General features: G+C 57.6%; 11 protein-coding genes. 8 read left to right on the top strand and 3 right to left on the bottom strand.

Annotated elements, in window-relative coordinates:
• Window positions 1-74 precede the first annotated feature (74 nt).
• From hemE to AC25BC_RS21535, 8 genes are all read left to right on the top strand, one after another.
• A complete protein-coding gene (gene hemE, locus AC25BC_RS21570; protein ID WP_017995585.1) occupies window positions 75-1,106 on the top strand; it encodes a uroporphyrinogen decarboxylase in 1,032 nt (343 codons plus the stop codon).
• A gap of 2 nt (window positions 1,107-1,108) precedes the next feature.
• Complete coding sequence (gene hemJ / locus AC25BC_RS21565) at window positions 1,109-1,645, top strand: protoporphyrinogen oxidase HemJ (RefSeq protein WP_012759539.1); 537 nt, start codon at window positions 1,109-1,111, stop codon at window positions 1,643-1,645.
• 197 nt (window positions 1,646-1,842) lie between these two features.
• A complete protein-coding gene (gene rho / locus AC25BC_RS21560) occupies window positions 1,843-3,108 on the top strand; it encodes a transcription termination factor Rho (protein WP_012759538.1) in 1,266 nt (421 codons plus the stop codon).
• Between the two features lie 105 nt (window positions 3,109-3,213).
• Window positions 3,214-4,533 carry a tRNA uridine-5-carboxymethylaminomethyl(34) synthesis GTPase MnmE gene (gene mnmE, locus AC25BC_RS21555; RefSeq protein WP_041935603.1) on the top strand — a complete coding sequence of 440 codons (1,320 nt, stop codon included), beginning with the start codon at window positions 3,214-3,216 and terminating at the stop codon, window positions 4,531-4,533.
• Between the two features lie 74 nt (window positions 4,534-4,607).
• Complete coding sequence (gene mnmG, locus AC25BC_RS21550; RefSeq protein ID WP_128438345.1) at window positions 4,608-6,485, top strand: tRNA uridine-5-carboxymethylaminomethyl(34) synthesis enzyme MnmG; 1,878 nt, start codon at window positions 4,608-4,610, stop codon at window positions 6,483-6,485.
• A gap of 25 nt (window positions 6,486-6,510) precedes the next feature.
• A complete protein-coding gene (rsmG, locus tag AC25BC_RS21545; RefSeq protein ID WP_017995581.1) occupies window positions 6,511-7,128 on the top strand; it encodes a 16S rRNA (guanine(527)-N(7))-methyltransferase RsmG in 618 nt (205 codons plus the stop codon).
• Between the two features lie 19 nt (window positions 7,129-7,147).
• Window positions 7,148-7,942 (top strand): ParA family protein, encoded by a 795-nt coding sequence (locus AC25BC_RS21540; protein ID WP_012759534.1) that lies wholly within the window; start codon window positions 7,148-7,150, stop codon window positions 7,940-7,942.
• Window positions 7,943-7,974: 32 nt separating this feature from the next.
• Window positions 7,975-8,856 carry a ParB/RepB/Spo0J family partition protein gene (locus tag AC25BC_RS21535; RefSeq protein WP_012759533.1) on the top strand — a complete coding sequence of 294 codons (882 nt, stop codon included), beginning with the start codon at window positions 7,975-7,977 and terminating at the stop codon, window positions 8,854-8,856.
• Window positions 8,857-9,032: 176 nt separating this feature from the next.
• Here the strand turns inward: AC25BC_RS21535 and holA are convergent, their stop codons facing one another.
• Genes holA through leuS form a run of 3 tightly spaced genes read right to left on the bottom strand, consistent with a single transcriptional unit; the run spans window position 9,033 to window position 13,225 of the window.
• Window positions 9,033-10,073 carry a DNA polymerase III subunit delta gene (holA, locus tag AC25BC_RS21530; protein ID WP_113546673.1) on the bottom strand — a complete coding sequence of 347 codons (1,041 nt, stop codon included), beginning with the start codon at window positions 10,071-10,073 and terminating at the stop codon, window positions 9,033-9,035.
• A 10-nt stretch (window positions 10,074-10,083) separates the two neighbouring features.
• Window positions 10,084-10,605 (bottom strand): LPS assembly lipoprotein LptE, encoded by a 522-nt coding sequence (gene lptE / locus AC25BC_RS21525; protein ID WP_012759531.1) that lies wholly within the window; start codon window positions 10,603-10,605, stop codon window positions 10,084-10,086.
• Window positions 10,595-13,225: a leucine--tRNA ligase gene (gene leuS / locus AC25BC_RS21520; RefSeq protein WP_012759530.1), complete on the bottom strand. Its 2,631-nt coding sequence runs from the start codon at window positions 13,223-13,225 to the stop codon at window positions 10,595-10,597. The genes lptE and leuS overlap by 11 nt, the downstream gene beginning before the upstream one ends.
• Window positions 13,226-13,378: the final 153 nt, after the last annotated feature.

Raw genomic sequence — 13,378 nt, 5'->3', positions numbered from 1 at the left:
ATCCTTGATAGTCACCGACTCTAAGAAATAGAAACCTTTTAAAATATCTTTGTTTTATTATAGGGAAGAAGCGCTTGAGCGATACGCGCCGAAAGATCATGAGGGTTTTGAGTGGCGAAAGTCTCTCCCCTCCTCCTCTCTGGCTGATGAGACAGGCAGGACGTTATCTCCCGGAATATCGGGAGACGCGGGCAAAGGCAGGGAGTTTTCTCGATCTCTGCTACACGCCTGACCATGCCGTCGAAGTGACATTGCAGCCGATCCGCCGCTATGGCTTCGATGCGGCCATTCTGTTTTCCGATATTCTGGTCATTCCCGATGCAATGAAGCGGAACGTCCGGTTCACCGAGGGTCATGGTCCGGAGATGGATCCGATCGATGAAGCTGGTATCGGCAGATTGAATGGCGAAGAGGTTGTCGATTATCTCAGGCCGGTTCTGGAAACGGTGCGGCGGCTGCGCGAGGAGTTGCCAGTCGAGACGACGCTGCTCGGCTTCTGCGGCGCGCCATGGACGGTTGCGACCTACATGATCGCCGGTCACGGCACGCCGGATCAGGCCCCTGCCCGTCTCTTCGCCTACAGGCATCCCCGCGCTTTCGAGCATCTGCTGATGCTGCTTGCCGACGTATCGGCCGATTATCTCGTCGCCCAGATCGATGCCGGCGCCGATGCCGTGCAGATCTTCGATTCCTGGGCTGGTGTTCTTGGCGAGAAGGAGTTTGAAGCGTTTGCGGTCAGGCCGGTTGCGCGGATGATCGCTTCCGTCAAGTCGCAACGGCCACATGCTCGCATCATCGCTTTTGCCAAGGGCGCCGGCTACCAGCTGAAAACCTATCGCCAGAAGACGGGCGCAGATGCAATCGGCCTCGACTGGTCGGTCCCGCTGGCTTTTGCCGCCGAACTTCAAAAGGATGGACCGGTTCAGGGCAACCTCGATCCGATGCGCGTCGTTGCCGGCGGTCGGGCGCTGGAAGACGGCATCGACGATATTCTGCAGCATCTCGGCAATGGACCGCTGATCTTCAATCTCGGTCACGGCATTACACCGCAGGCCGACCCCGAGCATGTGCGTCTGCTGGTGGATCGTGTACGAGGCGGTGCGTGACGATGGAAAAACAGACCGATCGGAGATCTGGCGCTTACGCCCGGCGCCGGGCTCATTTTGCGCTGGCCTCCTTTTCGCTGATGGCGATCGGGCTTTTTGCTTGGAACCCCGATAATCTCTACCTCTGGATCAAGGCGCTGCACATCATCGCGGTCATTTCGTGGATGGCCGGGCTGTTCTATATGCCGCGGCTGTTCATCTATCACACCGATGCGGAGCCGGGTTCGGTGCAGTCGGAAACCTTCAAAGCGATGGAGCGCCGGCTGCTTCGAATCATCATGACGCCGGCGATGATGTTGACGTGGATTTTCGGCCTCTATCTCGCCTGGTCGGTTTATGGATTCCAGGGCGGCTGGCTGCATGCCAAGATCGGTCTCGTCATATTGCTGACCGCTGTTCATATGTTCTTCAGCCGCGCCGTCGGAGCGTTCGAGCGGGATGAAAATCGCCGCTCGGCGCGTTACTGGCGGTTCATGAACGAGGCCCCGACAGTGCTGATGATCCTGATCGTCATCCTCGTCGTGGTGAAGCCGTTCTGAGGAAAATCGTCCTCAGGTTAAATTTGCTTCATTTTAAGCAGCCCTCTTGCGGCAGCGATTGCGAGTCGCTATTTTCCGCGCATCTCATCTACGTGGCATGTGTGTAGAGTTCAGTCGTCTGCGAGCCCTTTCGCGGTACCGAATACGACCCAACATCGCCTTTCCCCTTTGAAATTAAAAAGAGTATTGGTCACTTCATGGCTGAAATGAAGCTTCAGGAACTTAAGAGTAAATCCCCGACGGATCTGCTGGCATTTGCCGAATCGCTCGAGGTCGAGAACGCAAGCACGATGCGCAAGCAGGAGCTGATGTTTGCGATCCTCAAGATGCTTGCCAGCCAGGATGTCGAAATCATCGGCGAAGGCGTCGTCGAAGTGCTGCAGGACGGTTTCGGCTTCCTGCGGTCGCCCAATGCGAACTACCTGCCGGGCCCGGATGATATTTATATCTCCCCGTCGCAGATCCGCCGTTTCTCGCTGAAAACCGGCGATACGGTCGAAGGCCCGATCCGTGGACCGAAGGAGGGTGAGCGCTATTTCGCGCTGCTCAAGGTCAACACCATCAATTTCGACGATCCGGAACAGATCCGGCACAAGGTCCATTTCGACAATCTGACGCCGCTCTATCCGAACGAGCGCTTCAAGATGGAACTCGATATTCCGACCACCAAGGATCTGTCGCCACGTGTAATCGACCTGGTGGCGCCGCTTGGCAAGGGCCAGCGTGGATTGATCGTCGCGCCGCCGCGTACCGGCAAAACCGTGTTGTTGCAGAACATCGCGCATTCGATCACCGCCAACCATCCGGAGTGCTATCTGATCGTCCTGCTGATCGATGAACGCCCCGAAGAAGTGACCGACATGCAGCGCTCGGTTCGCGGCGAGGTTATCTCCTCGACCTTCGACGAACCAGCCGTCCGTCACGTGCAGGTGGCCGAGATGGTCATCGAGAAAGCCAAGCGCCTTGTCGAACACGGACGCGACGTTGTCATCCTGCTCGATTCGATCACGCGCTTGGGCCGTGCCTATAACACGGTCGTTCCCTCTTCAGGCAAGGTCCTTACCGGCGGTGTGGACGCCAACGCTCTGCAGCGGCCGAAGCGCTTCTTCGGCGCGGCCCGTAACATCGAGGAAGGCGGCTCTTTGACGATCATCGCGACCGCGCTGATCGATACCGGCAGCCGCATGGACGAAGTGATCTTCGAAGAATTCAAGGGCACGGGCAACTCGGAAATCGTCCTCGATCGCAAGGTCGCCGATAAGCGTATCTTCCCGGCAATGGACATCCTGAAGTCCGGAACGCGCAAGGAGGACCTTCTGGTTCCGCGCCAGGATCTGCAGAAGATCTTCGTGCTCCGCCGCATCCTTGCTCCGATGGGCACGACCGATGCGGTCGAGTTCCTGATCGACAAGCTCAAGCAGACAAAGAACAATTCCGACTTCTTCGAATCGATGAACACATAATCCTTAGCCGGATTCAACCCCTGAAGCTGGAGGCATTGTCACGATGCCTCCAGCTTTTCTATTTGATAGGAATCGATTTCGATTCCAACCGATGAACCAGGCGATATGGCCATGTTGAATGATACCATATATGCGCTATCGAGCGGTGCCCTGCCGTCGGGTGTTTCGGTCGTTCGAATCAGCGGGCCGCTGACCAGAGACATATTGGTAAGCCTCGCCGGATCCGTCTCGGCAGCCCGGCATGCATCTCACCGAACGATTCGGAGTCGTAACAATCAGCCGATCGATAGCGGCTTGGTGCTGTTTTTCCCTGCTCCGAATTCGTTTACCGGCGAGGATGTTGCCGAGCTGCAGATCCACGGCAGCAAAGCCGTACTTGCGGCGCTGTTTCACGCACTTGGCGATATTCCGGGTGTTCGGATGGCGGTCGAGGGCGAATTCTCCCGCCGAGCTTTCGAGAACGGCAAACTTGATCTTGTAGAGGTTGAGGGCCTGGCCGACCTTATCGGCGCCGAGACCGAGATGCAGAGACGCCTTGCGGTCGAACATAGCGCAGGCGGACTCTCCAGAATTTACGATTCGTGGGCGGAACGATTAACGCGCGCCCGGGCGCTGATCGAGGCGGAGCTTGATTTCCCCGATGAGGATGATGTTCCAGGCTCGGTATCGGATATGGTCTGGGCCGATATGGCGAAGCTTCGCAGTGATATCGAGAATCACCTGGCGACAGCTTCTGCCGGGGAGATTATCAGAGACGGCTTCAAGGTGGTCATCGCCGGCGCTCCGAATGCTGGAAAATCGAGCCTGTTGAACACTTTGGCGCGTCGAGACGTGGCAATCGTGACAGAGATCGCCGGAACCACCCGTGATGTCCTGCAGGTTGATCTCGATATTGATGGTTACCTGATCAAGCTCTATGACACCGCGGGCCTTCGCGAGGCTGACGACAGGGTCGAGATGGAAGGAGTGCGGCGCGCGCGCGCGGCGCTTCGTGATGCCGATCTTGTCCTGCTGCTGGTTGACATGACTAATCCTCTGGTTCCCGACGAGTTGGAGCAAGCCTCGCCACATGTTATTGTCGGGACGAAGAAGGATCTCATCGGCATTGCCGAGGATCGGTACGACTTGCAGATTTCGACAACGACCGGTGACGGCCTGCCGGAATTGCGCCGATTGATCGGCGACATCATCGACAAACGTTTTGCTGGTCTGTCTATGGCAATTCCCAGCCGACAACGGCATAAGGATTCTCTGGCGAAATGTTTAGCGGCACTCGATGCGGCGATATCGCAGACAGATGTGAATCTCGAACTGCGGACTGAGCAGCTGCGAATTGCCGCTGAGTATTTGGGCAGAATTACTGGACGAGTCGATGTTGAGCAGCTGCTCGGCGTGATCTTCTCAGAATTTTGTATCGGCAAATGATTCACGTGAAACCTTGGCGCCAAAACGCCCTAAATGGTTTCACGTGAAACGTCCGCCGCATGTGGAGTGCCTGAATGACGGATAATGTTTTCGATGTAATTGTGATCGGTGGCGGCCATGCGGGCTCGGAGGCTGCCAGCGCAGCTGCGCGCCTCGGGGCAAAAACCGCCCTCATTACGCATAGGCGGGACACGATCGGGGTCATGTCCTGTAATCCGGCGATTGGCGGCCTAGGCAAGGGCCATCTTGTTCGGGAGATCGATGCGATGGATGGCCTGATGGGTCGCGTCGCCGATGTTGCAGGCATTCAATTCAGGATACTCAACAAGAAGAAAGGTGCGGCTGTCCGAGGACCGCGGACGCAAGCCGATCGAAAGCTTTATCGCCTAGCAATGTTGGCGGCGATCGAAGCGACGCCGGATCTGGATATCATCGAGGGCGACGCGTTTGATCTGGAGGTCGTCGATGGCTGTGTCGCCGGCGTGATTATGAAGGATGGTCGAACCCTGAAAGCGCCGGCCGTGGTTTTGACCACTGGGACCTTTCTGCGCGGTCTTATTCATATAGGGTCGGAAAAGACGCCGGCCGGGCGCGTCGGCGAAGCGCCGTCAATCGGATTGTCCGCCACCCTTGCCCGGCTGGGACTGCGGCTGGGACGTCTGAAGACCGGCACTCCCGCCCGGCTGGACGGAAAAACAATCGACTGGCAATCCGTCGGTCGACAGGGGGCTGACGAGGAGCTTGTCCCCTTCTCCTTCATGACAGACACGATTACCACGCCACAGATTGAATGCGGGGTCACCAGGACGACCGAAGCGACCCACCGTATCATTGTTGACAACATTATGCGCTCGGCCATGTATTCCGGGCAGATCGAAGGGGTCGGGCCTCGTTATTGCCCGTCGATCGAAGACAAGCTGGTGAAATTCGGAGAGCGGGATGGACATCAGGTCTTTCTCGAGCCTGAGGGACTGGACGACGACACGGTTTATCCGAACGGGATTTCCACCTCCCTGCCGGCGGAGGTGCAGGCAGCCTTCATCAAAACGATTCCCGGCCTGGAAACGGCAAGAATACTGCAACCGGGCTATGCGATCGAATATGATCATGTCGATCCGAGAGAGCTGACTCTATCACTGGAGGTCAAACGGCTAAGAGGGCTATTTCTCGCAGGCCAAATCAATGGCACCACCGGCTACGAAGAGGCGGCCGCGCAGGGGCTGGCAGCCGGGTTGAATGCTGCATTGCGAAGCAGCGATTCGCATCCGTTCCATTTTAGCCGGACGAATTCTTATATTGGCGTCATGATCGACGATCTCACGTCACGCGGCGTTACGGAACCGTATCGAATGTTTACATCGCGTGCGGAGTATCGGCTGACGTTGCGGGCTGATAACGCCGATATGCGCTTGACGCCGCTGGCCATGCGGCTCGGGTGCGTCAGTAACGCGCGAGTGCAGCGATTCACATCCTATCGGGCGGAGATCGACACCAGTCGGGCGCTGTTGCAGTCGCTGGCGCTTACACCGAATGAGGCGCGCCGCGCTGGCTTGAATATCAATCTCGATGGCCAGCGCCGAACCGCGTATGATTTGCTGTCCTATCCGAATTATGATTTCGTCGCGCTCCGGCATGTTTGGCCGGAGAAGCTCGGCGTGATTGGACCGAAGATCGCCGAAGCGTTGGAAATTGAGGCCGGTTATTCGGTTTATCTGGATCGACAAGCCGCGGCGATTGTCGACCAGCAACGCGACGAGCAGCGGCAGATTCCGCCTGATTTCAACTATGACGCACTGTCCGGTCTCTCAAACGAGCTAAAGCTAAAACTTAGCGCTGCTCGCCCTTTCAGCATTGCTCAGGCCGCTATCGTTGAAGGAATGACGCCGGCAGCGGTGGCATTGCTGCTTGTGCATTTGCGTCGCCTATCCTCTGCCGAGCGTCATAGCGCTTGATTGCAAGATTTGAGAGTCTTTCAGAATGGAATTAAACGGTTTGCGTGTTTCACGTGAAACACAGGAACGGCTGCAACACTTTGCAGTGCTGTTTCAGAAGTGGGCAAAAGCAATTAATCTGGTGGCGCCGTCGACACTCGATGATCTATGGCATCGACACATCGCCGATAGCAGCCAAGTTTTCCAGATTAATCCTCAAGCGATAAGCTGGGTCGACCTCGGCAGTGGCGGCGGTTTTCCCGGTGTTATCACGGCGATTTTTCTGGCCGAGCTGAAGGACGGATGGGTCCATCTGGTTGAAAGCAACCATAAAAAGGCGGCGTTTCTGCGGACAGCGTTGCGGGAGACAAATGCGCGCGGCAGCGTTCATATCCTGCGAATCGAAGACGCTTATGCGGAGGTTGGCGAATGTGATGCGATTTCAGCGCGCGCCCTTGCCGATCTTGATGGGCTTATCGAGTATTCAGCCCCCTGGATGCTTGGCAAGGAAAATTGTCGAGGCTTTTTTCACAAAGGCCGGGATTACCTGAGAGAAGTCAACAAAGCACGTGGTCGGTGGGAATTCGATCTGTTAGAACATAAGAGCGCCGTCGAGCAGGAATCTGTTATTTTGGAAGTATCAAATCTCCGGCGCTTGGTTTAACAGATCGGATATTGCGGCAATGGCTGGCGAACGACATCGGATTATCACCATCGCAAATCAGAAGGGTGGCGTTGGCAAGACGACCACAGCAATCAACCTGGCAACGGCGCTTGCTGCAATCGGCGAGCGCGTCTTGATTGTCGATCTCGACCCGCAAGGCAATGCCAGCACCGGCCTGGGTATTGATCGTCGTGATCGCAAGCTGTCCTCCTACGATCTGATGATTGGTGATCGTGGAATCCCCGAGGTGACTCTCGAAACAGCGGTTCCTAATCTGTTTATTGTCCCGTCGACAATGGATCTTCTTGGCATCGAGATGGAAATCTCGCAGCAGAGCGATCGGGTGTTCAAGTTGCGGAAAGCGCTGTCTTCGCCCGAAGCGATGGCGTTTTCTTATATTCTTCTGGATTGCCCGCCATCGTTCAATCTGCTGACGATGAATGCCATGGCAGCGGCCCATTCGGTCCTCGTTCCGCTGCAATGCGAATTCTTTGCGCTTGAGGGATTGAGTCAGTTGCTTGAGACCGTCAGCCAGGTTCGGCGGACTGTTAACCCGCGTCTGGATATTCAGGGTATCGTCTTGACGATGTTCGATGCGCGCAACAATCTTGCCCAACAGGTTGTCAATGACGTGCGCACGCATCTCGGCGACAAGGTTTATCACACGTTAATTCCGCGCAACGTCCGGGTTTCCGAGGCTCCGTCCTACGGTAAGCCGGCTATTCTCTATGACTTGAAGTGCGCGGGCAGCCAGGCCTATCTGCAGCTGGCCTCTGAGGTCATCCAGCGAGAGCGCCAAAGATTGGCCGCGTGATATCATTTTAGGGGTGTAGGTGAGTGTAGATCATGAATGACGATGTATCAAAGAGGCGATTGGGCCGCGGCCTTGCGGCGCTGATTGGTGAAATGGATCAGCCCGTCCCGGTCGAAGCCGAGCGGGTTATCAGCGCCGACAGAATGATCCCGATCGAGTTCGTCAGCCGCAATCCCCGCAATCCTCGTCGGTTCTTCGATGACTCGGAACTGCACGATCTCGCAAGTTCCATTCGTCAACACGGCATCGTTCAGCCCATCGTTGTGCGGACGATGTCGCGGGATCGATATGAGATCATCGCCGGCGAACGACGTTGGCGCGCGGCTCAGCTTGCCGGGTTGATCGAGATTGCTGTCATTGTCCGTGATGTGGATGACAAGACGGCGCTGGAAATCGCCATTGTCGAGAACGTGCAACGCGCGGATCTCAATGCCCTCGAAGAGGCGTTGGGCTACGAGCAGCTTATCGCTGAATATGGTTACACCCAGAACGACCTCGGCGAAATCATCGGCAAAAGCCGCAGCCACGTTGCCAACTCGTTGCGCCTGTTGAAGCTGCCTGATCCGGTTCGCGATCTGCTTGCCTCCGGCAGCCTATCAGCTGGGCACGCACGCGCCCTGGTTTCGACATCCGACCCGGCAAGTCTTGCCCGCACGATCGTTGCCAAGGGCATGTCGGTGCGTGATGCCGAGAAGCTGGCGCAAAACAATATCAAGGCCCAATCGGAGCCACTGCAGGCGACGTTGCAGCGAGATCAGAAAGATTCCGACACGCTGGCGCTGGAACGGACACTTTCCGATGCACTCGGCCTTGATGTTGCGATCAATCACAAGGCAAGCGGCGGCCAGATCAAAATTTCCTATAAGTCGTTAGAGCAGCTCGAGGAAATCTGCCGTTTGCTTGAGAGGCGCTAGAGCGTTTTCGTTTTTCTCCGAATCACGGAAATATTCTATCTCTTTGTTTTCACGCAATTCCGGATGAAAAACCGCTCCGCACTTTTGCCGGAATTGCTCTAGAACGCCGTAGGACGTCTAATCCCTTGCATCTTTGCTTTCCGAAGATCGGTTCTGATTTTGGACCGATGCGCTGATCAGCCGGATTTCCGGCCGGATTGAAGGGTGGTGGAGAGAAGCGTTTGCATCGCAACGCTGTCCTCCAGCACCTGTCGCCGTCGGCTTTGCAGAATAGCGGCCTGCAGCCGATTGCATTCACGGGCGATGCTTTCCGCGGTCCATTGGCGTAGCGCCTGTTCGATGATCGGCTTGCGCCGGAAATGCAGATGCCGCCCCATCGTCTGCATAATCTGAGGTGTCTGCAGCCGCTTTTCATCCATTTCGGCGCGCATCGAATCGAGAAGCTGGAATTGTTTCAGGCATGCCTGCAGAACGAGAAAGATCGCGGTTTTCGAGCTGCTGATTTTTTGCATGGCGTGCAGAAAGGCGTTTAGATCGCCCCCGAGGATAGCGTCGACCGCGTCGTCAACCGAGATGGCGCTGGCGTCACCGATTATTTCGGTAACGTGATGTTCTTCGACGGTATCGAAACCCCGGCAGTAAAGAGCGAGCTTGCGCACCTCGTTGCGGGAAGCGATCCTGTCACCGCCGATCAAGGCGATCAGTGCTTGGCGCGCGGCCGGCGTAATGCCGAGCTTCTCTGCACCGAGCTCCGTATCGATCAAGCCATTCAGGGCGCGGCTGTCATCGGCGTAGGACGGGATCGTCATGACAGAACGGGCGGATTCCGCAGTCTTGCGCAGCAGGGAACCCTTCTTCAGGTCGCCGGCCTCGACGATCAGATAGGCTGCTTCGAGTGGTTTTTCGGCCAGCAGCGCCAGGGAATCAACGAGGTATTTCTCGTTGGCGGCGCCGCGGATCCAAATCAGTTTCTCACCGCCGAACAGCCCGATGGATTGGACCTCGTCGACCAATCGACCCGGGTCTTTCTGGAGGTCGCCAATATCGAGTTTCGTCAGCGAGAAGGGATCATCGAGAGCAACACCGCTCTTACCGGCAAGCTGGCTTGCCCGTTCGGAAACAAGGCCGCGATCCGGCCCGTAGATGACGAAAATCCGATAGTTCCGCGTCGATTTCTGCAGAAAACTCTCGAATTCGTGGGATTTTATCTCTGCCACATCTCCGCCCTCAGCGGCTGAGGGCGGCGGCGATATCGGCTCCCACGAATTCCGCCGTCTGATCGGCCGCGCGGTTCTGAGCATCGCGGATCGCCCGCTGCTTGGCAAATTCCTGCTCGGAGAAATCCACCAGCGCCGTGGCCTGGCGGCTGCCGGCCTTGATGACATGATTGTCGGCCGTGGCACGCAGCGTGTAACTGACGTTGACGGTCACACGGCCGGCTTTCGACGTGTCAGAGGATTCGGCCAGCAGCGTATCGGCTACAGCCGACGTGGCGTGTATTTCGACCAGATATTGCGGGTTTACCGCTTCGCCTGCACCGCGTGACGCAAGGAAGATCAGGCGATTGCGAACCTGCTGCTCGACCCGGCTGCCTGCCTCGGAAAAGCCGACCGAAGAAAGTTTTTCAACCACACCTGAACTCTCTGAATAGAGCGGACGGACCTGGCAGGCCGAGAGAAAAGCCGCGGAGGCAAGGATCATGGCGATGCCGGCATTGCGGGCCAGCTTGCAAGCGATATCAGACGACAATGTTTACAATCCTTTGGGGAACCACGATGATCTTCTTCGGTGCCTGTCCGTTCAACGCGTTCTTCACCGCATCCAGATTCAGCACGGCGTCGGTGACGGCATTCTGATCTGCATCGCGAGAAATTGTCAATTCAGCGCGTTTCTTGCCGTTGATCTGTACCGGCAGGACCACATCGTTTTCGATGACGAGTGTTTCGTCGTACCGCGGCCAGTTTGTCCGGGCAAGCAGGCCTTCATTGCCGAGCGCAGCCCAGCATTCCTCAGCCAGATGCGGTGTCATCGGAGAGACGAGTTGGATCAGGATCTCGGCGGCATCGCGCACCGCCGCGCGATAGGTGGCATTACCCTCGCCTGCGGCAACCCTCGTCATCGGTGCGGCCAGCGCGTTCACGAGTTCATAAATTCGGGCAACGGCCTTGTTGAACCAGAGTTTGTCATAGTCGTTCTCGACAGCCTTCAGCGTCTTGTGGGCGGCCTGCGAGATTGGCAACGCTTCCCCATCGGCAGCCGGCGCAGGTGCGACGGCGGAGAGCGCGTCCGCGGCTTCGGAAATCAGGCGCCACAGCCGCTGGGTAAAGCGATGGGCGCCCTCGACGCCTGCCTCGGACCAGATGACGTCACGCTCGGGCGGAGAGTCGGACAGAACGAAGAAACGGGCGGTATCTGCGCCGTAGGAGGCGATGATATCGTCGGGATCGACGACATTCTTTTTCGATTTCGACATCTTCTCGATCGAGCCGATCGCGACTTCCTCGCCCGACGTCAGCAGGAAAGCCCGTCGTTTGCCGTCGAGTTCGTCGATGCGGATATCGGCGGGTGCCACCCATTCGCGGCTGGCGCCGGCGCTGCGGCTATAGGTTTCGTGGACCACCATGCCCTGGGTGAAGAGACCCTTGAAAGGTTCGGTGGCCGCGACGTGACCGGTCTCGCGCATGGCGCGGGTAAAGAAGCGCGAATAGAGCAGGTGTAGGATCGCGTGCTCGATGCCGCCGATATACTGGTCGACCGGCAGCCAGCGGTTCGCCGCCTCCGGATCGGTCGGCCTTTCTTCCCAGGGCGCGGTAAAGCGGGTGAAATACCAGCTCGAATCGACGAAGGTGTCCATCGTATCCGTCTCGCGGCGAGCATCCTTGCCGCAATTCGGGCAGGAGACATGACGCCATGTCGGATGGCGGTCGAGCGGATTGCCGGGCTGGTCGAAGGTGACGTCGTCGGGCAGCTTGACCGGCAGGTCCGCCTTCGGCACCGGCACGACACCGCAATCATCGCAATGGATGACCGGGATCGGGCAGCCCCAATAACGCTGGCGGGAAATGCCCCAGTCGCGCAGGCGGAAATTGACCTTGCGCTCGCCCTGCGGCGCATTGCCGAGCGAAGCGGCAGATAGCCGATCGGCAACGATGTTGAAGGCTTCGTCGGTGGTCTTGCCGTCGAGGAAGCGTGAGTTGATCATCACGCCATCACCGTCATAGGCGGTGTCGCCGACGGAGAAGCTTGCGGCATCGCCATCCCTGGGCATGACGACGGCCACGACCGGAAGGCCATATTTGCGAGCAAAATCAAGGTCACGCTGGTCACCCGAGGGGCAGCCGAAGATCGCGCCCGTGCCATAATCCATCAGGACGAAATTGGCGATATAAACCGGCAGCTCCCAGGAAGGATCGAGCGGGTGCCTGACGCGGATACCGGTATCCATGCCCTTCTTTTCAGCGGTCTCGAGTGCTGCGAGCGAGGTCCCGGCGCGGCGGCATTCGTCGCAGAAGGCCTCGATATCAGGGTTCTTTGCAGCGGCATCCTTCGCCAGCGGATGATCGGCGGCGATTGCCAGGAAGGAAGCGCCGAACAGCGTGTCCGGCCGGGTAGTATAGACCGTCACTTCGCTCTCACCGGCAGGCGCCGATTCCGGTACGATCTCCCAGCGGATCGTCAGGCCTTCCGAACGGCCGATCCAGTTCTTCTGCATCAGCCGCACTTTTTCCGGCCACTGGTCGAGCGTATCCAGCGCGTCCAGCAGATCCTGGCTGAAGTCGGTGATCTTGAAGAACCATTGCGTCAGTTCGCGCTGTTCGACGAGCGCACCGGAACGCCAGCCGCGGCCATCGATCACCTGCTCGTTGGCCAGCACAGTGTTATCGACAGGATCCCAGTTGACCTTCGACTGCTTGCGATAGACCAGGCCCTTCTCCAGGAAATCCACGAAGAGATGCTGCTGGTGCTGGTAATATTCGACGTCGCAGGTGGCGAATTCGCGGCTCCAGTCCAACGAAAGCCCCATGGCCTTCAGCTGCGCCTTCATCGAGCCGATATTCTGATAGGTCCAGGAGGCGGGATGCACGCCGCGCTCCATCGCGGCATTCTCCGCCGGCATGCCGAAAGCATCCCAACCCATCGGATGCAGGACGTTGTAGCCGCGGGCGCGTTTGTAGCGAGCCACGACATCGCCCATGGCGTAATTGCGGACATGACCCATATGGATGCGCCCCGACGGATAGGGGAACATTTCGAGGACGTAATATTTTTCGCGCGGATCGGCATTGTCGGTCTCGAAGACCTTGTCTTCATTCCATTTCTGCTGCCAGCGGGGCTCGGCATCGCGCGGATTATAACGTTCGGTGGCCATGGTATTCGTATTTCCGGAACATCAGGGGAGGTTGGTCGAGACCTTCACCATGAAACCACCGTAGCGTCAAGTTTTGCAGGCGCTGCAAGCGTCCGATCTTGATCGTGACAAGGCGATTTCGCCAAGGCGGGACTTGGCAAGCACAGATTGGCT

This window comes from Rhizobium sp. WSM409 (assembly GCF_057653825.1).
This window is presented reverse-complemented; position numbering and strand designations above follow the sequence as displayed.